Consider the following 22413-nt stretch of genomic DNA (forward strand, 5'->3'; position numbering starts at 1 on the left):
GGAGAGCCATGGAGATCACCGGCACCGCCCACCTGCAGGCCGGCCGCGCCACCGCATGGGCGGCGTTCCACGACCCCGAAGTCCTGCTGCGCACCGTTCCCGGGGTGGAGTCGCTCGCCGAGCTGGGGGAGGACCGCTACGCCGTCCGGGCCACCATCGGCGTGGCCTCGATCAAGGGCGCCTACGAGGGCGAGGTCGCCTTCCGGGAGCAGCAGCCACCGGACGCGTTCGTGCTCGAGGTGCAGGCGGCGGGCGGACCGGGCACGGTCTCCGCCGAGGTGCACGTGCGGATGGCCGACGCCGGGGACGGCGGCACCGATCTCACGTGGGCGGCCGCTGCGGTCGTGGGCGGCCCTGTCGGCGGTGTGGGCCAGCGAATGCTCGCCGGAGCCGGCAAGCGGATGGTCGCGTCGTTCCTCGCCGCGATCGACCGGGACCTCGCCACCGGCGGCCGCGCCCCCGCGCCCTCCACGGCCGGATCCGTGACGACCACGAGCCCGGCCACGAGCGCGACCACGGGAAGCGGCGGGTCCCCGGCCGAGGCAGGCGGAGCGCTTCGTGCCGGGGCGGGCCCTGCTGCCAGGGTCCCGGCCGCCGGGGGTCTGCCCCTGGAGTTCGGCGCGGGAGTGCTCCTCGGCGCCCTCGTCGCGCTGGGCGGAGTTCTTGTCGGCTCGCGCACCCCACGGCGATGATGGCAGGCGGCAGCGTGGGGAGCCGTCCCAGTGGATCAGGCCACCGCGGATCCGGCTGTCGAGCAGCAGGCTGTCGTATCCGTCACGGGGTTGGCTTCCATCCCCCGGGCGACCTGCGGGGCGCCCCGGGGCCCTCCCCACGAGACACCCCCGGCCTCCGATGCCGGGGGTGTCTCCGAGGCCCGGCCACCGGGGCTCAGGACCCCGATGCGAGGGCTCGGTCGATGGCGATCTGCAGCCCCACCAGCTCGGCTCGAGTCAGGGTGTTCGTGGCCTTGTTGTTCAGCACCTCGTACAGGTATCCCTCCGGGGTCCACAGGACGGCCACGCCGAAGGCGTCCAGGGGCTCGGGCGGGTAGAAGGTGGGGCCCTCATACTGCTCGTGCTCGACGTCGACGAGCTGCCAGCCGACGGGCAGCGGGTGGACCTGCTCGTGGAGCTGGCGCGGGCCGGGGTCGGTGTTGTGGCTCATGGGTGGCTCCTATGTAGGGGCAGCTGTGGATATTGGGGGGGCTGCCAGGGGTGCCTTTCATGGGGCGTTCTCATGATGATGCATGCAGGACACCGCAGAGCACGCCGGGCGGTGCTGCGGCGAAGAAGACCATTTATGGCAAGTGCAAAGCGTCTCCGGCGACTGCCGCGCACGATCCCATGTCCTGCGGAGATGGTGCCCATGGTCCGTCCGGGGCGGCGTCAGCGGCTCCGGCACTGTCCGCGACCGACCACCGACCAGTTCCCGGGCGCTCTCCGACTCGCCATGGCCACCACGGTCACCAGCCCGGACGGCACCGCACCCCGGTCATGGCCGTCGGAGCCCCTTCCCGGTCGCGGGTGCGCGGGCCTCGTCGTCGCGCCGGCGCTCAGGATGTGCTCTACTCGGTCGCATGAGCGGCTTACCTGTGCCCGGCACGCCCACGGCTGCGGACTTCCGCGCGCTGGCGGCCAGCTCGCCGTGGCGGTTCACCACCGTGCACTTCACCCATCGGCGCCAGGAAGGCAGCGGGAGCACGGCGCTGGGCGAGCCGGTCGAGGCCTGGCTCGATCGTCGCGTCGGCCGGGTGGTCGTGCGCTCCTCCGCAGGAGTCGAGGCGGCCGAGGGCGTGCCTTACAGCGGGTCCGCCGAGCCGGTGTGCTGCGGCGACGACGGCGCGGTGCGCGCTGTGCCCCCGCCTCCGGGGGCGGGAGTCGTCCTGCGGCCGGATGGCCTGGTCTCCCGGCGCCCGGAGGACTGGCACTACGACCACGGCGATCCGATGTGGCGGGACTACCAGTTCACGGCCATGCTCGATCCGGCCGAGCTCAGCCAGGGCGTGGACGTCCGTGACGTCACCGCCACCATGCTCCGCGGCCGGCTCACCTGGTCGGCCACCTGCCGGCCGCTGGTGGGTGAGAACGAGGACTGGGACAACGGCTACACCCCCCGGTGCGGGTGCTGCCCGCTGCTGGACAGCCCCGCCAGCCGGATCCTCGAGTACGGTCCCGAGGACCCCACCCTCACCAGCGGCGGCCTCGCCACGCTGTACAGCGTTTCTCTCGATGTGCAGACGGGCATCGTCGTGGACATCACCCCGCTGGACGGCATCACCGGCAGCAGCCTCAGCAACGACCTCCACGCCGTCGACCGGCCCCTCGACCCACCACTGTGACACGCCGATCCGCCCTCCGGGCCCGCCTCCGCGCGACACCTCCTCACCTGCCGACGACCATGCAGGCAACTCGGGCGTCTTTGCGGTCGCGTCTCCGTCGGAGGACGTGATGGCCCGGAGACGCGCCACCGGTGAGGCGCCCCCGCACGGAGCGTTCGGGCGGATCCAGGCCTGACGGCGCTCCGGACCGGCCGGGGCCGACCAGGTCCTCGCCCCGCTGCCGGACCGGCCGCGGGCGGGCGACGGCACGGACCGAGCAGGACGCCCGTTCCCCGCTTCCGCTGGTCCCGAGGAGGCCGCGCGGTGTCCAGCTCCCGCGCTCGTGGGTCAGGGTTCCCGGAGCACCCGGGAGAGCAGATCGGGCCGGTCGGTCATGACGCCGTCCACGCCCCACTCCAGCAGGCGGCGCATGTCGGCCTCGTGGTCGATCGTCCACACGTCCACCCGCAGCCCCGCCTGCTGGGCGGCCCGCAGCAGCGCGGGGGTGAGCACGCGCACCCCCAGGATCCTGTCGGGCGGTTGCAGGCCCTGGAACGGAAGGGCGTGGTGGGCGTGGAGGCCCAGCAGGCACAGGAGCCGGAAGGCGGCGAACTCCGTCAGCGCCGCCGCCGTGGGGACCGTCCCTCCCGAGACCTGGCGGAAGCGCCGGATCGAGGCCGTGCGGTTGGTCGCGACGAGGGTGCGCCCCTGAGCCTCCGCCGCCTGGATGGTGCGCCAGACGATCTGCTCGGCCCCGGGCCGGTTGCCCTTGAGCTCGATCGCCACGCGATGGGCGGGGAAGGCCTCGTAGACCTCCGCCAGCGTGGGGACGCGGACCCCGCGTCCGCGCCACGGGAAGGTCGCCCCGTCGAGGGTGAAGGTGTGCCCGGCGTCCAGGCGCTGCAGGTCCCGGGTGGACATCCGTGCGACGGCTCCGGTCCCGTCGGTGGTGCGGTCCACGGTGAGGTCGTGCATCGACACGGCCGTGCCGTCGGCGGTGACCTGGACGTCGAGCTCCAGCACGACGTCCCCGAGGGCCGCGGCCGTCCGGAACGCCTCCAGGGTGTTCTCCGGGGCGACCTCGGCCCCTCCCCGGTGGGCGAAAGCGGCCGGCCAGCCCGTGGGCACGGGAGCCTTCGGGCCCGCTGACGGATCGGCCACGTGCCGGCCCAGCGCCGCGCCGAGGTTGCTCGTGAGCAGGTTCCCGGCGAACGGGACGGCCGCGCGCAGCAGAGCTCGGGCGCGGGCGGTGACGTCGGGGCGGGTGCCGTCCTGCGCGGTGGTCACCGGGGTCACGGGAGTCCTTCCGGTCGGTGGGGCGGGGCGCACCGGGGTCGTCGTGGCGTGCGCACCCGGCGCGGAGGCATGCTCGTCTGCCCACCCTACGACCCCGGCGGCACGGCGCGTCCGCCGAGGACCCACCACGAGCGGCGCGGTCGGGCGAGGTCCTCGAGGCGCTCCGGTCGTCGGTGCTGGACGGGGGCCGCTTGGCCACCCCGCCCCGGGTTCACGGGGGGCGGCCGCCACCAGCGCAGCGGCCCGGCCCCCCCCCGGGCGGCCGCTTGGAAGATCGTGACTAGCATCATGGGGAGCAGCCCCCGGGGGAGGAACCCTGCGCGGTCGCTGCCGGTGAGGCGCAGGTTCCTGAGGAGGAGCCCCGCGCCGGTCACCCCGGCGAGCGCGGACCACCGGAGCCTGCGCAGCGCTACCGCGTGCCCTGCCCGCCACGCCATCGGGGAGGACAGGCTGGCGGAGGTGCGCAGCCCGATCCGTCTGTTCCCGGGCAGCCTCCCGGAGGCGGCCGCCGACACCACCAGGTACACCGTCACCAGGGTCATCATCACGGCCTGCACGATCGCGGCGGTCATGTGCTCTCCTCGTTCCTCGGGGCTGACACCGGGGGCCCAGGAGCCGTCGTCACCCGTGTCCTCAGTACGGGTCGTGGACGACCACCAGCCCGGGAGGTGCCAGGACACGCTCCGGGCCCCGCTGACGCTCCGGGCCCCGCTGACGCTCCGGGCCCCGCTGACGCTCCGGGCCCCGCTGACGCTCCGGGCCCCGCTGACGCTCCGGGCCCCGCTGACGCTCCGGGCCCCGCTGACGCTCCGGGCCCCGCTGACGCTCCGGGCCCCGCTGACGCTCCGGAAGCGCGGGGGGAGCACGGGCGCGGTCGTCATCGTCCCCAGCCTGCTGCTGCTTCTCGCCCGGATCCCGCTGCGCGAGCGGCCCGGGCCCGGCGCCCTCAGCAACGCGCAGGTGATCGGGCTGGTGCTCGACGCGACCCCGGGGGTGCTGCCGCCGGCTCCATCGGTGACCGGTCTGGCGAGGCGTACCGGGAGGTCCGTGCTCGTCGCGCGCACCTCGATCAAGGCGACCGTGGTGCTCGCGGGGGCGACTGCTCGGAGGGGCCGTGGGCCTGGGCGCGGTGCTCTGCGAGCTGGCCGGCGGCGCGCTGGTCCAGTTCCTCCTGCCCCGGCTGGGCAGTCGGCTGCACCCCTGACGTCGCTGCCCTCAGCGGTGAGCCGGGGTGTCCGGTCGCCGATGCCGTCGCCGTGTGGTGGCCGGGCTGTCGCCGTGGGGCGGGGTTCAGGGCGTGTGGGGGTCGTTCCAGCCGCGCAGGGCGTGGATGCGAGCGGTCTTGGGGTAGGCGCCCGGGTGCGGTGCGCGGGGCCCGAGCTCGAACAGGTCGAGCATCAGGAACAGCGGGTAGTCGGGGGCCTGCGTGTCTCGGTGGACGATCCTGCCCTCGCAGCCGATCACTGTTCCTGCCGGTCCCCACACCACGGACCAGGTGTGCGGGAGGGAGGCGTCGACGGGCACGGTGACCTCGACCATCTCGGTGGTCAGGGCGGGGTCGCCGTGGGCTTTCACCCCGCAGCGGGCGCGGCTGTGCCCGGGGCTGACGGCGCCGGCATCGATCTCGAACAGGCAGATCTCCCCGCTGTGGGTGGGGGAGCGGTGCTCGGTGCCGACCAGCCACGCCGCCAGCATGCATCCCGGGTCCGTGCTGGCGCTGACCGTGACGTCCACCCGCCCGGCAGAGGGCGCCCACAGCAACCGTTGCGGGGTTGCGGTGCGCACCGCCAGACCGTCGGGCCGGTGCCGGTGGGTGCCGCGGGCGGAGCCCACCGGCCCGGAGAACACCCCGGTCTGGAGATTCGAGACCCGCATCGGGGCGTCCTCCGGTCTCCAGTCGGGCTGGTCCGCATCGATCCGCAGGCGGATCCCGGCCCCGTCCAGGTCGTACCGGGCCCGGGAGCGTTCCGGGGTGGTCCAGTGCGGGAGATAGTGATCGACCCACAGCTCGCGACGAAGACGCGGCGGAGGGAAACCGTCCTCGACCTCGGGCGGGCGCGCGGGTGCCTGCGGGAACACCTGGACATCGTCGATCATGGCACCAGTCTGCCCGCCGGACGACAGCGCGTCCCGGGGATCCCGCGACCGGTCCGGGGCGCACGTCCCTGCCTGGTCCGCCGGGGCCGGTACCGGGAAGTGGCCGTGGGCAGCTCCCCGGCGCCGGCCGGTCCCTCCCGTGGGCAGCCACGGCAGGGCCGCCCCGCCGGGACCCGGCACGGGCGGCGGCGGCCGACCCCGGAAGAGGTGACGGACCGCCCGCACCCGGCCGGGGGACACTGAAGGCATGACCGATCCGCTCCCGGGCCCGGAGGACGAGCCGCCCGAGCCGCCCGAGCCGTTGCCCGTTCCCGGTGATGTCGTGGAGGGGTCGAAACTGGCAGCCCGGCGCCCGCACGTGGAGCGGCTGCGGGTGGTGCGCACGGGGAGGGTGAGTGCCACCGTCTACCTCGGCTGGCCCGACAGCCCCGGGTCACCGCCCACGGCGGTGACCGTCTACGAACGGGCCCGGGTTCTCGCCCACGCCACCGGCCGGGAGGACCACCTGCTGCAGACCTCCCCGTTGCGGGTGCAGGTCCACCTCCACTCCTCGGAGCCGGAGATCACCGGGGCGGGGATGGAGGTGCTGATGGACCTCTCCGGCCTGCCCACGGCACGGATCGAGATGCACTTCTGCGCCCTGGAGCCGACCCCCGAGACCCTCGACTGGTTTCTCGACGCCGCTGTCGCCACCTCCTGGGCCCTCACCGAGGGCGCCGGCGCCTGAGCCGCACCCTCACTGCTCGCGCCCCGGGGTTCCACGGCGAGGAGCGCGAGAGGCGCACGGTGAGCGGTGCCTCGCGGTGAGGCCTTCGCGCCCGGTCTGGATCCGGGGGCAGGATCGGTGGCCGACGGCACGGGTCGTGGACGGTGCGCCGTCTGCTCGGTCCTGAGGTCACGGCCGTGGCCCGAGCACCGGGCACCCCGACCGGCCGGACGCGCCAGGAGACCCGCGCCGCCACGGTGGGCACCGCGGCCGTCTCCTCCCGCCTCACCCGGCGTAGCAGGGAAGGTCCTTGTCCGCTGCGGCGCTCGCCGGGGCGGAGCAGGGCCCGGCCCGGCGGTCCTCGGCCCGGCCGCCGCCCGGGTCCTGTCCGGCCGAGGGCGGTGGGGAGGAACGCTGCGGCGCCGCTGGGAGTGCGGTCGGTGCCGCCCCGGATCGGGCGGATCTAGGAGCGGGGTGGGGCGAGGATCATCCGGCGCATCATGATGACGACCGCGGTGGTGGCGACCACGGCGGTGGCGGTGCCTGCGGCGACGGCGCGGTAGAGGCCGGTGTCCATGGCCGGCGCGGTGTCCTGGTGCGGCTGGGGCGTGTGGCGCGGCATCACGGTGACGGTGCCGGGGGTGACGCGCGGCTGGGCGGGGATGAAGCGGGAGCTCACCACTGGCGCCTCCGGCGCCACTGCTGCTTGCGGGGCAACCGGTGCTTCGGGCAGGACCGGGGCCGCGGCGGGGGCGTGGGGGTGCCCGGCGGAGGCCTGGGAGGTCAGCTGTGGGGTGGAGGTGGCCGCCTGCGCCGTGGGGTCACCGTACCAGCTCCAGGACATCGGCGAGGTGGGGAGAGGCAGAGGGGCGAGCCCGGGGGATCCGGTGGTGGACCACCAGTAGTAGCTCCCGCCCTCGACGGGGACAGCGGCCGGGTCGGTCCCCCTCGTGAGGGGCTGGGCACCCGGGTGCCGCGGTGTGGCTCCGCCGTGGTCAGCCGGGTCCGGGGAGCCCGAGGTGGTGTCCCCCGGCGGCGCCGTCGCCGGTGCGGTGGCGCCCGGGAGCTGGGAGCCCGGGGCGGTGCCGTTTCCCACGAGGGTGTGGCTCCGGTGGGCGGGGGCGTCCCGGAGCGGGGTGGGGGTCGTGCTGTCGGAGGCCGGGGGAGCAGCGAGGGCGGGAGCTGGTGCAACCAGAACCGGTGCAGCCAGGACCAGGGCAGCGAGGGCGAGAGGACGAAGGCGCATGGGGGAGGATCTTCCGAAGGTGGTGCCGCGGGCGCCGGGGCGGCGGTGCGGCAACGGTGGAGGAGCACTTCCATTCTAGGTTCGGCGCCGCAGTTCCAGGAGGTCTGCGGGGTGTGTCCTCCACGACGCCGTCCGCTGCGTCGGGACGGGTCGAGGGGCTCGTCAGGACCCCGGTGCGCCCCGGCCGTTCCGCGAGTGGCGCTCGCCGGGGCGGGAACAGGCTCGGCCGTGCAGCCGGAGGGGCCTGTGCGGTGTCGCCCGGGCCAGTCCCGTGCCGGGGAGCGGGGTCGGGTGCTGGTGGAGCGGCCCTTGCTTCCGGGTGCCGGTCGCGGGTCGGGGCAGCAGCGGTCAGGGGGTGTACTTGAGGCCGGTGAGGTGGTGGAGCACCTGGGCGGGGTCGACCTCGAGGATCTGGATCTCGACCGGGCCGGGGTGCCCGTGGTGGGCGAACAAGCCCCGTACGCCCTGGTCGTGGTCGCTCAGGCGGGCGATGATGCGGGTCCGGTTGTAGGTGGTGGCCATGGTCACGGCCCAGTCCCAGGAGGCGGAGGAGCCGTCCATGGGGGCGTGCTGGTCCTCCCAGTCCGCAGGGGTGTTCCCGGCGCCGAGGGCGCGGCGGATGAGGTCGGTGAGGTCGTGCGGGTGGGGGGCCAGGCGCACGAGGGTCTGGCCGTCGTCGATGGCCAGGAGTTCCACCAGGAAGCCGTGCTCGCCGGCCCAGGCGTCCAGGGCGGCGTCCACGAGGGACAGGTCGAGGGTCGGGAGGTGGGCGTGGTTCACGAGAGCGTTCTTTCCTGCCAGGAGGGGGTGCTGGGCACGGGGAGGGCATGCCGTGCACCGGGGGATCGCCGACGATGGTACAGGGGTTCGCGCCGTGTCGGCATCCGCCGTGGGCCGCCTCCGGCTGCTGCAGATGCTGGGCAGTGCCACCGTGGAGGCCCCGCCTGCGCCCGACAGCGCGATCGGACAGCAGAGGATCCCTCAGCGGCCCCTCCCATCAGCTGAGGCAGTGGCGTGACCCCTGGGCGGCCCCGGCCGACGAGCCATGGTCGTCACCATCCGGCGCCATGAAGCAGCGGGCGGGCCACGGGGCGCGCAGCAGCGACAGCGCACCGACGTAGGTGGTGCCGGTGTGAGCGTCCGCGCACGACAGCGACGTGTGCCGGGCCGCCATGGTGGTCGGCAGGTGCCGGCCGGGAGGAACGACTCGTCGGCACCCGGGCCCACAGGAAGCCGTGGCTCCTGGTCAGAGCCGGTCGTCCAGGGCCATGGGCAGGGCAACGTGGACCGGGGCCGGCGCCGGCTTGCCGACCGAGCCTGTGACCGTGCCCGGACCGATGCTGCGCGTGACGGAGACCAGCTGGTAGGACCGCTTGGCGCGGGGTCGTGCGTCGCGCCGAAGCAGCGCCACCCATCCTTCCCGGGCGACGTCCACCTGCGTCAAGGGCCGGGTGAGGTAGCTGGTGATCGTGGGCGGCCTGGTGGACCGGTCGATGCGGACCCCGCCCACGAGATCGGTATTGAAGTCCCGGGTCCATGCGTTCTTCGCCGGCGTCGCGGAGGCGATGTGCTCCGCGAACTCCGGGGGCACCACGAAGGTCGCGATCCTGCCCTCGATGCCCTGCAGCAGGAGCGGCACCCGGTACCGGGGTGCGTCCAACTCGCCCATCCCCAAGTCCTCCCGTGCGGGATCGGACAGGTCCATCATATCGGCGGCACCTGCAGGAACTCCACGTTCTCCTCCCGGCAGGTTGCCGTCCCCTTCTCGCGCCGCTGTGGACGTCGCCGGGGGAGGGCGCCGGGGGAGTGCATCGGCTCGGCCGGTCTCCTGGGGCCACAGGAGAGGGCGCCGCGTCGCCCCGGGGGCGGACGGCTCGGAGCGGCGGCGGTGGGACGAGGACTGCCGCTCGCCGCGTCGTCGCTTCCCCGCCGGTGGTGCCCGCCCACGGGAGGGTCTACGTTCTTGGAGCATGAGCGTTCAGCGGATGGACAACGTCGCCATCGTCGTCGACGACCTGGAGGCCGCCGTCGCCTTCTTCACGGCCCTCGGCCTGGAGCAGGAGGGCAGGGCGCAGATCGACGGCCTTTTCGCCGACCAGGCGGTCGGACTCGACGGTGTGCGCAGCGAGATCGCGATGATGCGCACCCCGGACGGTCACGGCAGGTTGGAGCTGACCCGGTACTGCCATCCTGCGGCGGTCAGCGCCCCGCCACGGAACCCGCCGCCGAACACGCTGGGCCTGCACCGGGTCATGTTCGCCGTGGACGACATCGACGGCACCATCGCCCGCCTGCGCGCCCACGGCGCCGAACTGCTCGGGGAGGTGGCGCGGTACGAGAACCGCTACCGGCTGTGCTACCTGCGCGGGCCCGCGGGCATCATCGTCGCCCTGGCCGAACAGCTCCTCTGAGCCGAGCCGATCAGTGCCCGGTCTGCTGCCGTGCCTTCCCGCTGGACCTGCCACGGGTTCCCGGTCGCCGGGCCGATCCCGGTGGCGCGGCGCACCTCGGCGGTGCCACCGCTCGAGGCCCGGTCTCCGGTGCTCCTCCGTCAGGCCCAGCCGCCGTTGACGCCGTCCGGCCCCTGCCTCGACCCGTCCGCTCGGCCCGGGCGGGCGCGGCGAACGCTGGAACCCACCCCGGGGGAATCCGACCCCTCGTCGATCAGCCGGCCGGCCTGCGCGACGAGCTCGTTGGCCTCCTCGGCCGCTGCCGCGGATGTCATGGCGTCCTCCGACGCCGCCTGGGCGTCGGCTCCCGCCTGCTTCGCACCACGTCCCCTCGTGACGACGGTGGCCACGGCGAGCCCTGGGACCGGCACCGCGACCGGCAGCGCGCCGAAGCCGGTCGATCCCGGCGCAACCATGTCCCCGGACGGGGGTTCCCGACCCGGGGTGCGCGTGGCGGTGGCTGTCGTGCGGACGTCGTGGTGGCTGCCCTGGCCGGTCACGGCCGTCGCGGCCGGGGCCTCCTCGGCCGCGGGAGCCGGAGCTGCTCCGCCTGGTCGCGCTCAGCGCAGTCCACGAGCACGGCCTTCGGCAGCTCCTTGCGGCCGAGGCGCCGCCGCCCATCGACCACCGACCCCAGCGCGTACTCGGGCACGTTCCCGACCGTGTCGGTGACGTCGGAGATGTCGGCCGCGCTGACCGGGCCTCTGATGGTGAAGGAGACGGACGCGCCGCCTGGCACGTCCAGGCCGCCACGGCGGTGGATCGTGAGACCTCCACTGCCTGGCGGCAGGAACAGCCGAACGTAGTGAGCCGTGCTGCTGCCGCGGTTGAGCAGCTCGTACCCGACCTCGTTCCCGCTCCAGCCTCCGGTGATCTCCCACCGGACGTGCCGGGACTCCGCCCGCTCCCTCTCCCGCCGGACGGATTCCCTCGCCGCGTCCGCGCTGCGCTTGCTGTAGGCCACCGCGAACAGGGAGAGGACCAAGGCCGCTGCCGCCACGATCAGGGTTCCCACATCGACAGGCTCCGCACCCTGCAGGTTCATCTGCCCATGCAAGCACCCTCGTCAGCACCGGAACAGACCCGCCGGCATCATGACACGGTCCCGGGACCAGCCCCGCGACAGGCGGGCTGCCGCGGCACGACGGGGCGGTGCGCCGTGGGGTGCTCCCCGACGGACGTGGTCATCCTGCCGGCAGCCACCCCGCGGGGTGGCACGCGCCCCGCCGGGTCCCGGGCCCCGCCACTGCCGGAGCGCTCCGTGGTGGCGGAGACTGGGGGTGTCCCCTCCCCGATCCCGCACCCTGGAGAACAGATGGCACCCACCGACAGCACGATCCCCACGCGCCTCCTGCCGGCCACGCTGCGGCCGGTCCCCGCCACCGCGGACTACGTGCTGGGCGCCTGTGCCGCCACGGAGGAGGCGTACCCGGGGGCGGACCCGGCGCAGTCCCTGGAGCTGGTGCTGGAGGGCTCCGTGGTCGCGGTGGCCACCGAAGGCGACGGGGACCCGGCGCGGCTGACGGTCCTCGGCGCCACCGAGGAGGAGCGCCGGGCGCGGGAGGACCAGCTGGAGGCGTGGATCGGGGACTTCACCCGGGCCGGGCTGACGTATCGGGAGGTCATCGGCGGCCGTCTCTACGAGGCCCCCTACGACCGGGACCTGGTGGCCATCGCCTTGCTGGCCGAAGCGGAGCTCACCGCGATGCTCGCCCACGAACCCGACCGCTTTTACGCCACCTCCCGGTCCGCGGTCCAGCGCCAGGAGTTCCAGCCGCTGGCCGGCTCCGCATCGATGACCGACGAGCAGGTCCGCGAGCACCTGGCCGGCCACGGTGCCGGGGTCGTGTTCTGGTCCCCGGACCAGCACGCCTGGATTTCCTGAGGAAGCACAGCGGGCACGTCCGGCGCGGGAACGCCCCCGCTGCTCCCGGCGCAGACCCCGGCCTCGCCCCCGTGGGGACGGCGGGAGCCCGGGCCGCCGCGACGTCGTGCTCCCGGGCCACCACGACACGCCCGGAGCGCAGCGGTGCCGCGCACCCGGGCCGCAGTGGTGGCCACCCGGTGCCGGGACGAGGAGCACCTGCTGGGGACGGTGCAGAACCGCCTTCCCCGGCGAGGGCCGCCGGCGCCTTCCGCTGCCGGCCACCGGAACTGCGGTCTGCCGTGCGCGCCGACTGCTACGGTCGCTCCAGCAGGCACCGGGCGCACCGGGGGTCCACCGTCTCCGGCGTCACCGGGAGCACCACGCGGCCGATGAGCCTCCGTTGCGCTTCGGCCCATGGCGGGGCCGCACGGGTCGGCCGAGACGAGAGGAGCGGGTGGGCGTGGAGGAACGGAGGATGCTCAACAAGGACGGGGCCGTCTACGTCGGCGCCCGCGCGGTGGTCATCCCCGCCCGGACCGGCAGCACGGGCGAGCCCACCACCCGCCAGGTGGTGGTGGCCGCCGACCACAGGAGCTTCACCCTCGACGACGGGCACACCTACGAACGGCTCTCCGGGACGATCTGGGGCAAGCGCTACTCCGTGGACCTCGGCACCCTGAGGGTCCGCCAGGCCTGCACCGAGGGCGCAGGACTGTTCGAGAGCCTGTGGCGCTCGGCGACCGACCCCGCGTCCCGCACGCCTGAGAAGATCGCCGAGGCCCAGGAGCATTTCCTCGTCGAGGCCCTGCGCGCCCGCCACCGCATCGCGCCGTGGGCGCGGCCCGACTTCTCCTACGACGTGGCCCGGGCCCGGACCGCGCTGGCGGCCCTGGCCGCGGACTTCGCCCGCATCCCCGAGGCGAGGCTCTGGGCAGTGCTCGAGCACCACCGCCGCACGGATGCCGAGATCGCGGGGCTGAGCCAGCCGGTGGGCCCGGAGTGCCTCACCACCGAGCACGGCACCTGCCGGACGTGCCGGCCGGTGCTGGTGTGGGCCTGGGTCGCCGAGCGCCGCTGGAGCCACCACGGCGGGGACCCGGCCGTGCGCTACGACGTCGAGGCGATCCTCGCCGCGCTGGAGAGGATCGACCCCGAACACCGGAACACCCCCGGGCAGGTGCTGTCCCGGGTCCTCGACGAGCACCACCGATCCGCCCCGACGGCCACCGCCTGAGCGCGCCGTCCGCCGACGCGGGCCACCGGGACCGCTCGGACGGAGGGTGCCTGAGGCGAGGCACCCGGTAACGGCCTGTGCTGCGAGGGACGGCATCGCCCGGCGGACCGGCGACCTCGTGGCCGTGGTGCGGGCTGCGAGCGCTGGGCCTCCGATCGATGCCACCGTGCAGGGCGGCGAACCATGGGCGTACGGGCGGCGGACGGTGCCGGTGCACCGACGACGGCCTGAGGCGACACGTCCCGCCACGGTGGCGTGCCGCCGGGCGCCTGCGACGGCGGAGCTACCCAGGTCCGCCTCGCCCGGCGCCGTCCGGTGCCGGCGCGCGCCCTGGCCCGGCGTCCGGGCCGTGGCCGCCCCCCCCCCCCCCCGCGACGACCACGGGTCGCCTGCGGTGCACCAGGAGCGCGCGTCCAGGACCGGGCCGGGCCTCAAGCGGGCGCCGGGCTGCTGACCCGTGGCGCACGGGGCGCCACCGCGTTCTGCCGATCGGCCCGGTGGCCGGGCGGTCATCGGCTGCGCCGGGCGGTCCGGGCACCGAGCACCACCGCGGCGAGGACGAACAGGACGCCCAGCAGCTGGAGGCCCGGCGAGTCGTCGGCTTCCCCGTACACGATGCCGGCGACGCCCACCGCGAGGCCGAGGGCGGTGGCGAGGAGTGCGAGGAGGTGCTTCACGGGATGTCCTTTCGCGGGGGTGGAGCGGCCGCCGGCCGTGCGGTGAGCCGTCGACGCGGTCGAGGTCGTGCAGGGCCGGTGGTTCAGTCCTCGACCCACTCGAGCAGGTCCCCGGGCTGGCAGTCCAGGACCCGGCACATGGCTTCCAGGGTGGAGAAGCGCACCGCCTTGGCCCGGCCGTTCTTCAGCACGGCGACGTTGGCCGGGGTGAGCCCGACGCGTTCGGCGAACTCGCCGACGCTCATCTTCCGCTTGGCCAGCTCGACGTCGAGGCGCACGATGATCGGCATCAGATCACCGCTTCCATGTCGGTGCGCAGGGTCGTGGCCTGGCGCAGCAGCGCCCGCATCACCATCATCAGCAGCCCCAGCACCGTGAGGCCGGTCAGCATCAGGAACAGCAGCAGCGGCAGCCCGGGGTCCTCGGCGTTGAAGCCGACGTAGAGGAACACGCCCAGCAGCACCGCCCAGGCGGACCCGACGGCCCACACGATGGCATCCACCCACACCAGGGAGGCCGCACTGAAGATGCGGTCCTTCTTGACCAGGGTGAGCAGCTTCCAGGTGGCCACGATCACCACCTGGGCGCACAGCACCCAGAACACCGTCACGGCCGTCGCCGGCCATCTCAGATAGGCCATTTCCGGGGACTCCCGGGCCATGTGCGCGAACTGCCCGGGCAGCGACATCACCTGGAACAGCACCAGGATCCCGAACAGCAGCACGAGGAAGATCCTGAGGGGGGCGACCACCCGGTGTTCAGCATTCATGCATCGATTCTCACCACATACCTATCGAAAGTCAATAGGTGGACGCGGGACCCGCTGACCCTTCCCACGGTGCTGCGGGGCGAAGGCAGTGCTGCGGGTGCGGGATCCCGGTGGGGGAGGCGTGGGCGCCTCCACCCCGGCGGGCTCGAGGGTCTGCACCGTCACGGCCGCCCTGGCTCCTCGACCTCACTGTGCCGCAGCTCGTCGCCTCGGGCAGGGGCAGGGCCTCGCCCCGGTGCGCCAGGCCGGACCTGGTGCACCGGGGCGAGACCGCGGGGCGCGTCACGACAGGAGGCCCTGCGGGGACCAGTTCTTGAACGCCTTCTGCCGGGCGGGTGCGTAGGTGCGGACCTTCGACGTGGTCAGCCCCAGCCGGACGAGGGACTCGGCGACCGTGACCGCTGCGGCGACCCCGTCGACGACCGGGACGCCCGCGCGTTCGGCCACCGTCTCGAGCAGGCCGGCCATGCCGCCGCAGCCGAGGCAGATGACCTCGGCCCGGTCGTCCTGCACGGCCCGGAGGGACTGGTCGACGATCGCCCGGACCGCCGCGTCGGGGTCCGATTCCAGCTCCAGCACGGACATCCCGCTGGCCCGCACGGAGGCGCAGCGGTCGGTGAGCCCGGCGAGCTTGAGCCGGTCCTCGATGAGCGGGACCGTGCGGTCCAGGGTGGTCACCACCGAGTACTTGTGTCCCAGGTACATGGCGGTGCTCGCCGCGGCCTCGGTGATGTCGACCACCGGGACGTCGAGCAGCTCCTGCAGCCCTTCCCGGCCGTGCTCCCCGTAGCCGGCCTGGATGACGGCGTCGAAGGGCTCGGGGTAGGCCTTGACGGTCTCCATCACGGCGATGGCGGCCAGGTAGCTCTCGTAGTTGCCCTCCACCGACTCCGCCCCGAACAGCGGTGTCAGGGGCACGATCTCCGTGCCGGGCGAGGCCGCGGCCGCGGCCCCGCGCCCGATGGACGCGGTCATGGATTCGGTGGTGTTCACGTTGACCACGAGGATGCGCATGGTGGGTTGCCTTTCGGTCGGAGCTGCGGGGTGACTTCGTCCTCGCCGGCCTGGTCAGTGCTTCGGGGCGACGGCGATCGCCTCGCCGTCCACGGCGTGGAACGCGCCGTGGCGGTCCGCGATCAGCAGGTAGATCCCGGCGGCCAGGATCGCCCCGACGAACCAGGAGAAGCCGGCGACGAAGGTGAAGGCGGGGACGAGTGCCAGGACCAGGGCGACGACGGCGGCCGGGGTCCCGGCGAGGATGGCCTTGCGGTTGACGCCGCGGGTGTAGGCGTACTCCCCGTCCGGGGCCTCGGAGTACAGGTCCGGGATGTTGACCCTGCCCTTCCGCACCAGCCAGTAGTCGGCCATGATCACGCCGAACAGCGGGCCGAGCAGGGCGCCCAGCCCGCCCAGGAAGTACACGATAACCACGGGTGAGTTGTACAGGTTCCAGGGCAGGATGACCAGGCCGATCACGGCGGAGACGATGGCTGCCCGGCGGAAGTTCAGGGTGCGCGGGAACAGGTTGGCCAGCGTGTAGATCGGGGCCACGAAGTTGGCCATGAGGTTCACCGCGATGGTCAGGATGATCAGGGCCAGGCACGCCAGCACCAGCAGGAAGGTGTTCGGGATCGCGGTGACGACGTCGGTGGGCGACTCGATGATCGTCCCGTCGATCCTGTACTGGGCGCCGGCGAGGACGACGACGATGGCGGCGAAGAAGAGCATGTTGATGGGGATGCCGTAGAAGTTGCCGCGCACCACGGACCGCTCCGAGGGGGCGCCGCGGGTGAAGTCGCAGAAGTTCAGGACGAACGTGCCGTAGATGACCACCCACAGGGCCGCGGACTGGAAGATCCTCACCCACATCTCGGCACCGGTCAGCGACTCGGCGGTGGACCAGGCGATGGAGCCGCCGGCTTCGACGAACATCCAGACGGCCAGGGCGAGCATGGTCAGCAGGATGACGGGACCGGCGAAGGCCTCGTACTTGCGGATCATCTCCATGCCGAAGCTGACGATGACGACCTGCACGATCCACAGCGCGACGAACGAGAGCCACCCCAGCGTCGAGAGGCCCAGGAACGAGTTCGTGTCCAGCGGCGCCAGCGACGGCGCGAGGGCCAGGATCAGCACCCGGAGCACCACGGAGGCCAGGTAGGTCTGGATGCCGAACCAGGCGATCGCGACGCCGCCCCGGACGACGGCGGGGATCTGGGCGCCCTTGACGCCGAAGGCGATGCGGCTCATGACCGGGAACGGCACCCCTGTGCGCTCCCCCATGAACCCGGAGAGGTTCAGCAGCAGGAACAGCAGGACGGCGCCGAGGAGGAAGGCCAGCATGATCTGCCAGGCCCCCAGCCCCAGGGCGAAGAGCCCGATGGCGAAGGCGTAGTTGCCCAGGGAGTGCACGTCGTTGGCCCACAGCGTGAAGATGCTGTAGGCGTGCCAGGTGCGGCCCTTGCGGGTGGTCGGTGCCAGGTCGGGGTTGTAGAGCCGGGGGCTGACGCCCGTGGGAATGGGCCCGGTCGTGCCGGGCACGTGAACGGCGGCGTCCACGGCTGGGTCCCCGGTGCCCCAGGGCTCCGGGGTGATCAGGTGCGGGCGCCCGTGCTCGGCCTGCGAGCCAGGAGCGTGCTGGTGGGACATGGATCAGATCTCCCTGCGACGATGAAGGGTGGGCCCGGGTGCGGGTGGAGGCGGCCCGGGGCCGGTGGCGCCGGCGGTGGTGCTGGCAGCCGACGCCTCCTGGATGACTGACAAGAATTCCGTATTGTGAAATTACGGTTTCATTCAGTGAAATAAACCCTAGATGTGTTCCAGGGCACAGTCAAGGATTGTGAAACGTGTATTTCGCCCGCCCCGCTTTTTGCACCTGGAACGCTCACAGGCCGCCGACGAGGAGCGGAACTCCTCGTCGGCGGCCCGTGGCGGGACGCGCTGGTTCTGCGTCAGCTCTCGCCGCGGCGGATCAGCCGGCCCCGGGGCGTCGTGAAGTCCACGGCGGTGCCGCGCAGGTAGGTCCTGCGCACCGTCCCGGACAGCGCCTTGCCCTGGTAGGGGGTGATGGGGTTCTTGTGGTGGAGCTTCCCCGCGTCGACCACGAACGCGTCGTCGGGGGCGAAGACCACCAGGTCCGCGTCGTAGCCCAGGGCCAGCTTGCCCTTGGAGCGCAGCCCGGCCCGCCGGGCGGGCTTGGTGGACATCCACTCCACCACGCGCCCCAGGCCGATCCCGCGCCGGCGCGCCTCGGTCCAGATCAGGGACAGGCCCAGCTGCAGGGAGGACACCCCGCCCCAGGCCACGCCGAAGTCGCCGTTGTCGAGGTCCTTGAGGTCCAGCGTCGAGGGCGAGTGGTCGGAGACGATGAAGTCGATGGTCCCGTCGATCAGCCCCTGCCACAGCAGCTCCCGGTTGCCGACCTCCCGCACCGGCGGGCAGCACTTGAACGCCGTGGCGCCGTTGGGCACCTCCTCCGCGAGCAGGGTGAGGTAGTGCGGGCAGGTCTCGACGGTGATGTCCAGGCCGTCGCGCTTGGCCGTGGCCAGCATGGACAGGGCGTCCGAGGAGGACAGGTGCAGGATGTGGGACCGCGCACCGGTCCAGCGGGTGCGCTCGATGACCTCGGCGATCGCCAGGTTCTCCGCACCCCGCGGACGCGACTTCAGGAAGTTCTCGTACACGTCCCCTTCCGGGTGCGGGGCCCGGTCGATGGCCCGGGAGTCCTCGGCGTGCACGATCATCAGCGAGTCGAAGGTCTTGATCTCCGCCAGGTCCTCCTCCATCTCGTCGGCCTCGAGGTGCGGGAACTCGTCCACGCCCGAGTGCAGCAGGAAGCACTTGAAGCCGAAGACCCCGTCGTCGTGCAGCTCGCGCAGGTGCGGCTTGTTGCCCGGGATCGCCCCGCCCCAGAAGCCGACGTCGACGAACACGTTGTTCTGGGCGAAGAGCCGCTTGTACTCGAGGGCCGGCACGTTCACCGTGGCCGGGACCGAGTTCAGGGGCATGTCGAGGACCGTGGTGACGCCGCCGGCCGCGGCGGCCCGGGTCGCGGAGGCGAAGCCCTCCCACTCGGTGCGGCCGGGCTCGTTGATGTGGACGTGGGTGTCCACCAGCCCGGGGAGCAGGTGCTCGTCGTCGGCCAGCTCCACGAGCTCGCGGCCCCGCAGGCCGGAGCCCAGGGGCTCGACGGCCACGATTCGCCCGTCGCGCACACCGATCTCGCGCGGGGCGAAGTGGTCGCCGCAGGAGACGTTGCGCCCGCGCACCACGAGGTCGAACTCGCGGTGGTCGCCGGCGAAGGCGCCGTGGTCGTCGGCTCCCATGTGCGGGGCCTCGGCCGCGTCGTCGGGCAGACCGTGCTCCCGCTTGTACTCGGCGATGAGGCGGCGGACGCGGTCGGGATCGTTGACGTCCTGGCTGACCTCGCGCTTGTGGGCCTGCTCCGCCTCGAAGGCGCTCTGGGCGGGCGCGGGCTTGGTGGCGGCGCGGGCGGAGTCCTCCTGGGCGATCGCGGCCGGCTCCTGCGGCAGCCGCTGCGAGCGCCCGGCAGGGTCCGAGCCCGCGGGGGCGGCGGCCTCGGCCTGCGCAGGCGGCTGCTGGGGGACCTCCTGTTCCGGGCTCTGCCGCCGGGGCGGCTTGCTCTCGGCGGCGCTGCTCTCGCGCGGGGTCTTCTTGTCCGTCATCGGATGTCCTCCTGCTCATCGGTGCCGGTGCCGGCCGGCGCGTCGTCGGTTGTGCTCTTCGCCCGGAGGAGCTCCGGGAGGTCGTGGGCGAGCTGGGCACCCACCTGCTCGAGCAGCCGCCCGGCCTCGCGCATGCTGATCCGGGGGTCCGGCTCGAGGTTGGTCAGGGCGTAGGTCCGCACGAAGCCCGCGTCCCGGCCGACCTGCGGCTCCAGCGTGGTGCGCCCGCACACCGCGACCACCGGCACGCCGGCCGCGCGGGCGAGCGCGGCAACGCCCACGGGCGTCTTCCCGCCCAGGGACTGCTCGTCGAGGCTGCCCTCCCCGGTGACCACGAGGTCGGCGCCGGCCGCCTGCGCGGCGAGGCCCGTGAGCTCCAGGACCACGTCGATCCCGGGCCTGCGGTGGGCCCCGAGCACGGCCAGGGCCGCGAAGCCCACGCCGCCGGCGGCCCCGGCGCCGGGGGCCTCCGCGGCCTCCAGGGCGGGCGGGCCCAGGGCCTCGGCGAGCCGGTCCCGGAAGACCGCCAGTGCGGCGTCCAGCTCCCGCACCTGCTCGGGGGAGGCCCCCTTCTGGGGGCCGAAGACGGCCGCCGCGCCCCGGGGGCCCACGAGCGGGTTGTCCACGTCCGCGGCCAGCACGAACTCCGCCTCGCGGACCCGGGGATCGAGCCCGGCGAGGTCGACCCGGGCCAGGCGGGCGAGCGGGGCCCCGCCCCGTCCGAGCTCCCGGCCCGCTCCGTCCAGCAGCCGGGCGCCGAGGCCCGCGAGCAGCCCGGCGCCGCCGTCGGTGCAGGCGCTGCCGCCCACGCCGAGCACCACGCAGGTGGCGCCGGCGTCGAGGGCGGCACGCACGAGCTCCCCGGTGCCCCGGCTGGTGGCGCCGGCGGCGTCGGGGACGGGCTCACCGTGCTCGTCCACCGGCAGGGCCGCCAGCCCGGAGGCCAGGGCCATCTCGACCACCGCGGTGCGGTCCCGGAGGGCGAACCGCGCCGTGACGGGCTCGCCCACGGGCCCCGTCACGGTGGCGGGGAAGGAGGTGAACCCGGCGCCCACGGCGGCCTCGAGGGTGCCCTCCCCGCCGTCGGCCACGGGCAGCGGGAGGACCTCGGCCGCGGGGTCCACGGCGCGGATGCCGGCCGCGAGGTGGTCCGCCACCTCGGTGGCCTCCAGGGAGCCCTTGAACTTGTCCGGGGCGATGACGATGCGCATCTGCGTCCTCCTGTGCGGGTGGGGTGCCGGTGCGGGGCCGGCGGGTCAGTCGAGCAGCGCGATCGCGGTCGGGGCGTCCTCCCCGCGCTCGGCCAGCTCCTCGAACTCCACCACACCGTCGATCTCGGTGCCCATGGAGATGTTGGTGACCTTCTCCAGGATGACCTCCACGACCACCGGCACCCGGTGCTCCGCGGCGAGGGCGCCGGCCTCGGCGAAGGCTGCCTGCAGCTTCTGCGGGTCCGTCACCCGCACGGCCTTGCAGCCCAGGCCCTCGGCGACCTTGAGGTGGTCGACGCCGTAGCCGTTGGTCTCGGGGGAGTTGATGTTCTCGAAGGCCAGGGAGACGTTCTGCTCCATGCTGAACCCGCGCTGGGACTGGCGGATCAGGCCCAGGTAGGAGTTGTTCACGACCACGTGGATGTAGGGGAGGTTGAACTGGGCGCCCACGGCCAGCTCCTCGACCATGAACTGGAAGTCGTAGTCCCCGGACAGCGCCACCACGGTCTGTCCCGGCTTGCCGCGGACCACGCCGAGGGCGGCGGGCCCGGTCCAGCCCAGGGGCCCGGCCTGGCCGGCGTTGATCCACTGGCGCGGCCCGTAGACGTGGAGGAACTGTCCGCCGGCGATCTGGGAGAGCCCGATCGTGGAGACGTAGGTGACGTCCTTGCCGAAGGCGGCGTTCATCTCCTCGTACACGCGCTGGGGCTTGATCGGCACGTCCGTGAAGTGGGTCTTGCGCTGCATCGTGCCCTTGCGGCGGGCGCAGTCCTGCACCCACGCGGAGCGGTCGGGCAGGCTCGCCTGCGCCCTGCGCTCCCGGGCGACCTCCAGCAGGACCTCCAGCGCGGCGCCGGCGTCGGAGACGATGCCCAGGTCCGGGGCGAAGACCCGCCCGATCTGGGTGGGCTCGATGTCGATGTGCACGAACTTCCGGCCTGCCGTGTAGGTGTCCAGCCCGCCGGTGTGGCGGTTGGCCCACCGGTTGCCGATGCCGAGCACGAAGTCGGACTGCAGCAGGGTCTCGTTGCCGTAGCGGTGGGAGGTCTGCAGCCCCACCATCCCGGCCATCAGCGGGTGGTCGTCCGGGATGGCGCCCCAGCCCATGAGGGTGGGGATCACCGGGACGTCGAGCAGCTCGGCGAGCTCCACCAGCTTCTCGGAGGCGTCGGCGTTGATGACCCCGCCGCCGGCCACGATGAGCGGGCGCTGCGCGGCGGCCATCATGTCCAGGGCCTTCCGCGCCTGGGCCCGGGTGGCGGTGGGGCGGGTGACCGCCAGCGGCTCGTAGACGTCGATGTCGAACTCGATCTCGGCCAGCTGCACGTCCAGCGGCAGGTCCAGCAGGACGGGGCCCGGGCGCCCGGAGCGCATCTCGTAGAAGGCCTTCTGGAAGGCCCCGGGGACCTGGCCGGGTTCCAGCACGGTCATGGCCATCTTGGTGACGGGTGCGGCGATGGAGGAGATGTCCACGGCCTGGAAGTCCTCCTTGTGCAGCTTGGCCACCGGCGCCTGCCCGGTGATGCACAGGATCGGCACGGAGTCCGCCGAGGCGGCGTAGAGGCCGGTGATCATGTCGGTGCCGGCCGGCCCGGAGGTGCCGATGCAGACGCCGATGTTGCCGGGGGCGGCGCGGGTGTAGCCGTCGGCCATGTGCGAGGCGCCCTCGACGTGGCGGGCGAGGGTGTGGCGGATGCCGCCGTGGGCGCGCATCGCCGAGTAGAGGGGGTTGATGGCGGCGCCGGGCAGGCCGAAGGCCTCGGTGGCGCCCTCCTTCTCGAGGATGGCGACGACGGCGTCGACGGTGCGCATTCTGGCCATGGTGGACTCCTTGTGCTGAGAGCGTGGGGTGAGGGTG

The 22413-nt window shown here is 73.6% G+C and carries 23 protein-coding genes; 6 read left to right on the top strand and 17 right to left on the bottom strand.

Annotated features, from left to right (window positions below):
• The first annotated feature begins 8 nt into the window (after positions 1-8).
• Positions 9-692, top strand: coding sequence for an SRPBCC domain-containing protein (locus ACYSMR_RS16460; protein ID WP_461746588.1), 684 nt, complete (start codon positions 9-11; stop codon positions 690-692).
• Positions 693-888: 196 nt separating this feature from the next.
• Here ACYSMR_RS16460 and ACYSMR_RS16465 read toward each other — a convergent pair whose 3' ends face one another.
• Positions 889-1164 carry a hypothetical protein gene (locus ACYSMR_RS16465; protein WP_251332583.1) on the bottom strand — a complete coding sequence of 92 codons (276 nt, stop codon included), beginning with the start codon at positions 1162-1164 and terminating at the stop codon, positions 889-891.
• 412 nt (positions 1165-1576) lie between these two features.
• Between ACYSMR_RS16465 and ACYSMR_RS16470 the strand changes: the two genes are divergently transcribed.
• Positions 1577-2338, top strand: a complete 762-nt coding sequence (locus tag ACYSMR_RS16470) for a hypothetical protein (RefSeq protein WP_461746590.1) — start codon at positions 1577-1579, stop codon at positions 2336-2338.
• A 327-nt stretch (positions 2339-2665) separates the two neighbouring features.
• Here the strand turns inward: ACYSMR_RS16470 and ACYSMR_RS16475 are convergent, their stop codons facing one another.
• The 3 genes from ACYSMR_RS16475 to ACYSMR_RS16485 all read right to left on the bottom strand — a co-directional run bounded on the left by ACYSMR_RS16475 (position 2666) and on the right by ACYSMR_RS16485 (position 5710).
• On the bottom strand, positions 2666-3613 hold the full coding sequence (locus tag ACYSMR_RS16475) for a glycerophosphodiester phosphodiesterase (protein WP_251332581.1): 948 nt from the start codon (positions 3611-3613) through the stop codon (positions 2666-2668).
• Between the two features lie 86 nt (positions 3614-3699).
• Entirely contained in the window at positions 3700-4185 is a 486-nt protein-coding gene (locus ACYSMR_RS16480) for a hypothetical protein (protein ID WP_461746592.1), read from the bottom strand.
• Between the two features lie 718 nt (positions 4186-4903).
• The gene (locus ACYSMR_RS16485; RefSeq protein WP_461746594.1) at positions 4904-5710 is read right to left on the bottom strand and encodes a LamG domain-containing protein; all 807 of its coding nucleotides are present in this window, start codon (positions 5708-5710) and stop codon (positions 4904-4906) included.
• A gap of 247 nt (positions 5711-5957) precedes the next feature.
• On the opposite strand from ACYSMR_RS16485, the gene ACYSMR_RS16490 reads away from it, so the two are divergent.
• Positions 5958-6437: a hypothetical protein gene (locus ACYSMR_RS16490; protein ID WP_461746596.1), complete on the top strand. Its 480-nt coding sequence runs from the start codon at positions 5958-5960 to the stop codon at positions 6435-6437.
• Positions 6438-6879: 442 nt separating this feature from the next.
• Here the strand turns inward: ACYSMR_RS16490 and ACYSMR_RS16495 are convergent, their stop codons facing one another.
• The 3 genes from ACYSMR_RS16495 to ACYSMR_RS16505 form a co-directional block, all read right to left on the bottom strand.
• Entirely contained in the window at positions 6880-7095 is a 216-nt protein-coding gene (locus ACYSMR_RS16495) for a hypothetical protein (protein ID WP_461746598.1), read from the bottom strand.
• A gap of 915 nt (positions 7096-8010) precedes the next feature.
• The gene (locus ACYSMR_RS16500) at positions 8011-8442 is read right to left on the bottom strand and encodes a hypothetical protein (protein ID WP_461746600.1); all 432 of its coding nucleotides are present in this window, start codon (positions 8440-8442) and stop codon (positions 8011-8013) included.
• A 466-nt stretch (positions 8443-8908) separates the two neighbouring features.
• Entirely contained in the window at positions 8909-9331 is a 423-nt protein-coding gene (locus ACYSMR_RS16505; RefSeq protein ID WP_461746602.1) for a hypothetical protein, read from the bottom strand.
• Positions 9332-9632: 301 nt separating this feature from the next.
• Between ACYSMR_RS16505 and ACYSMR_RS16510 the strand changes: the two genes are divergently transcribed.
• Positions 9633-10073, top strand: coding sequence for a VOC family protein (locus ACYSMR_RS16510; RefSeq protein WP_461746604.1), 441 nt, complete (start codon positions 9633-9635; stop codon positions 10071-10073).
• A 140-nt stretch (positions 10074-10213) separates the two neighbouring features.
• On the opposite strand, the gene ACYSMR_RS16515 is transcribed toward ACYSMR_RS16510, so the two are convergent.
• Positions 10214-10387, bottom strand: a complete 174-nt coding sequence (locus ACYSMR_RS16515) for a hypothetical protein (protein WP_461746606.1) — start codon at positions 10385-10387, stop codon at positions 10214-10216.
• 221 nt (positions 10388-10608) lie between these two features.
• Positions 10609-11157, bottom strand: a complete 549-nt coding sequence (locus tag ACYSMR_RS16520) for a hypothetical protein (protein WP_461746608.1) — start codon at positions 11155-11157, stop codon at positions 10609-10611.
• A gap of 270 nt (positions 11158-11427) precedes the next feature.
• Between ACYSMR_RS16520 and ACYSMR_RS16525 the strand changes: the two genes are divergently transcribed.
• Positions 11428-11997 (top strand): hypothetical protein, encoded by a 570-nt coding sequence (locus ACYSMR_RS16525; RefSeq protein WP_461746610.1) that lies wholly within the window; start codon positions 11428-11430, stop codon positions 11995-11997.
• Positions 11998-12439: 442 nt separating this feature from the next.
• Entirely contained in the window at positions 12440-13213 is a 774-nt protein-coding gene (locus tag ACYSMR_RS16530; RefSeq protein ID WP_461746612.1) for a hypothetical protein, read from the top strand.
• A 509-nt stretch (positions 13214-13722) separates the two neighbouring features.
• On the opposite strand, the gene ACYSMR_RS16535 is transcribed toward ACYSMR_RS16530, so the two are convergent.
• The 8 genes from ACYSMR_RS16535 to gcl all read right to left on the bottom strand — a co-directional run bounded on the left by ACYSMR_RS16535 (position 13723) and on the right by gcl (position 22376).
• Positions 13723-13890 carry a hypothetical protein gene (locus tag ACYSMR_RS16535; RefSeq protein ID WP_309125947.1) on the bottom strand — a complete coding sequence of 56 codons (168 nt, stop codon included), beginning with the start codon at positions 13888-13890 and terminating at the stop codon, positions 13723-13725.
• 83 nt (positions 13891-13973) lie between these two features.
• On the bottom strand, positions 13974-14180 hold the full coding sequence (locus tag ACYSMR_RS16540) for a helix-turn-helix domain-containing protein (protein ID WP_251332569.1): 207 nt from the start codon (positions 14178-14180) through the stop codon (positions 13974-13976).
• The gene (locus tag ACYSMR_RS16545) at positions 14180-14659 is read right to left on the bottom strand and encodes a DUF2975 domain-containing protein (RefSeq protein ID WP_461746614.1); all 480 of its coding nucleotides are present in this window, start codon (positions 14657-14659) and stop codon (positions 14180-14182) included. The genes ACYSMR_RS16540 and ACYSMR_RS16545 overlap by 1 nt, the downstream gene beginning before the upstream one ends.
• A 282-nt stretch (positions 14660-14941) precedes the next feature.
• Positions 14942-15673, bottom strand: coding sequence for an aspartate/glutamate racemase family protein (locus ACYSMR_RS16550; RefSeq protein WP_251332567.1), 732 nt, complete (start codon positions 15671-15673; stop codon positions 14942-14944).
• Positions 15674-15727: 54 nt separating this feature from the next.
• Positions 15728-17308 carry an NCS1 family nucleobase:cation symporter-1 gene (locus ACYSMR_RS16555; RefSeq protein WP_251332566.1) on the bottom strand — a complete coding sequence of 527 codons (1581 nt, stop codon included), beginning with the start codon at positions 17306-17308 and terminating at the stop codon, positions 15728-15730.
• A 302-nt stretch (positions 17309-17610) separates the two neighbouring features.
• Positions 17611-18984, bottom strand: coding sequence for an allantoinase AllB (gene allB / locus ACYSMR_RS16560; RefSeq protein ID WP_251332692.1), 1374 nt, complete (start codon positions 18982-18984; stop codon positions 17611-17613).
• A 356-nt stretch (positions 18985-19340) separates the two neighbouring features.
• Positions 19341-20555, bottom strand: coding sequence for a glycerate kinase (locus tag ACYSMR_RS16565; RefSeq protein WP_461746617.1), 1215 nt, complete (start codon positions 20553-20555; stop codon positions 19341-19343).
• A 45-nt stretch (positions 20556-20600) separates the two neighbouring features.
• The gene (gcl, locus tag ACYSMR_RS16570) at positions 20601-22376 is read right to left on the bottom strand and encodes a glyoxylate carboligase (RefSeq protein ID WP_461746619.1); all 1776 of its coding nucleotides are present in this window, start codon (positions 22374-22376) and stop codon (positions 20601-20603) included.
• Positions 22377-22413: the final 37 nt, after the last annotated feature.

It is taken from the genome of Kocuria sp. U4B, from assembly GCF_054875615.1.

Coding starts and splice junctions, on each gene's coding strand:
- ACYSMR_RS16460 (WP_461746588.1), top strand. CDS start 9: ATGGAGATCACCGGCACCGCCCACCTGCAGGCCGGCCGCGCCACCGCA.
- ACYSMR_RS16465 (WP_251332583.1), bottom strand. CDS start 1,164: ATGAGCCACAACACCGACCCCGGCCCGCGCCAGCTCCACGAGCAGGTC.
- ACYSMR_RS16470 (WP_461746590.1), top strand. CDS start 1,577: ATGAGCGGCTTACCTGTGCCCGGCACGCCCACGGCTGCGGACTTCCGC.
- ACYSMR_RS16480 (WP_461746592.1), bottom strand. CDS start 4,185: ATGACCGCCGCGATCGTGCAGGCCGTGATGATGACCCTGGTGACGGTG.
- ACYSMR_RS16485 (WP_461746594.1), bottom strand. CDS start 5,710: ATGATCGACGATGTCCAGGTGTTCCCGCAGGCACCCGCGCGCCCGCCC.
- ACYSMR_RS16490 (WP_461746596.1), top strand. CDS start 5,958: ATGACCGATCCGCTCCCGGGCCCGGAGGACGAGCCGCCCGAGCCGCCC.
- ACYSMR_RS16505 (WP_461746602.1), bottom strand. CDS start 9,331: ATGGGCGAGTTGGACGCACCCCGGTACCGGGTGCCGCTCCTGCTGCAG.
- ACYSMR_RS16510 (WP_461746604.1), top strand. CDS start 9,633: ATGAGCGTTCAGCGGATGGACAACGTCGCCATCGTCGTCGACGACCTG.
- ACYSMR_RS16515 (WP_461746606.1), bottom strand. CDS start 10,387: ATGACATCCGCGGCAGCGGCCGAGGAGGCCAACGAGCTCGTCGCGCAG.
- ACYSMR_RS16520 (WP_461746608.1), bottom strand. CDS start 11,157: ATGAACCTGCAGGGTGCGGAGCCTGTCGATGTGGGAACCCTGATCGTG.
- ACYSMR_RS16525 (WP_461746610.1), top strand. CDS start 11,428: ATGGCACCCACCGACAGCACGATCCCCACGCGCCTCCTGCCGGCCACG.
- ACYSMR_RS16540 (WP_251332569.1), bottom strand. CDS start 14,180: ATGCCGATCATCGTGCGCCTCGACGTCGAGCTGGCCAAGCGGAAGATG.
- ACYSMR_RS16545 (WP_461746614.1), bottom strand. CDS start 14,659: ATGAATGCTGAACACCGGGTGGTCGCCCCCCTCAGGATCTTCCTCGTG.
- ACYSMR_RS16550 (WP_251332567.1), bottom strand. CDS start 15,673: ATGCGCATCCTCGTGGTCAACGTGAACACCACCGAATCCATGACCGCG.
- ACYSMR_RS16555 (WP_251332566.1), bottom strand. CDS start 17,308: ATGTCCCACCAGCACGCTCCTGGCTCGCAGGCCGAGCACGGGCGCCCG.
- allB (WP_251332692.1), bottom strand. CDS start 18,984: ATGGGAGCCGACGACCACGGCGCCTTCGCCGGCGACCACCGCGAGTTC.
- ACYSMR_RS16565 (WP_461746617.1), bottom strand. CDS start 20,555: ATGCGCATCGTCATCGCCCCGGACAAGTTCAAGGGCTCCCTGGAGGCC.
- gcl (WP_461746619.1), bottom strand. CDS start 22,376: ATGGCCAGAATGCGCACCGTCGACGCCGTCGTCGCCATCCTCGAGAAG.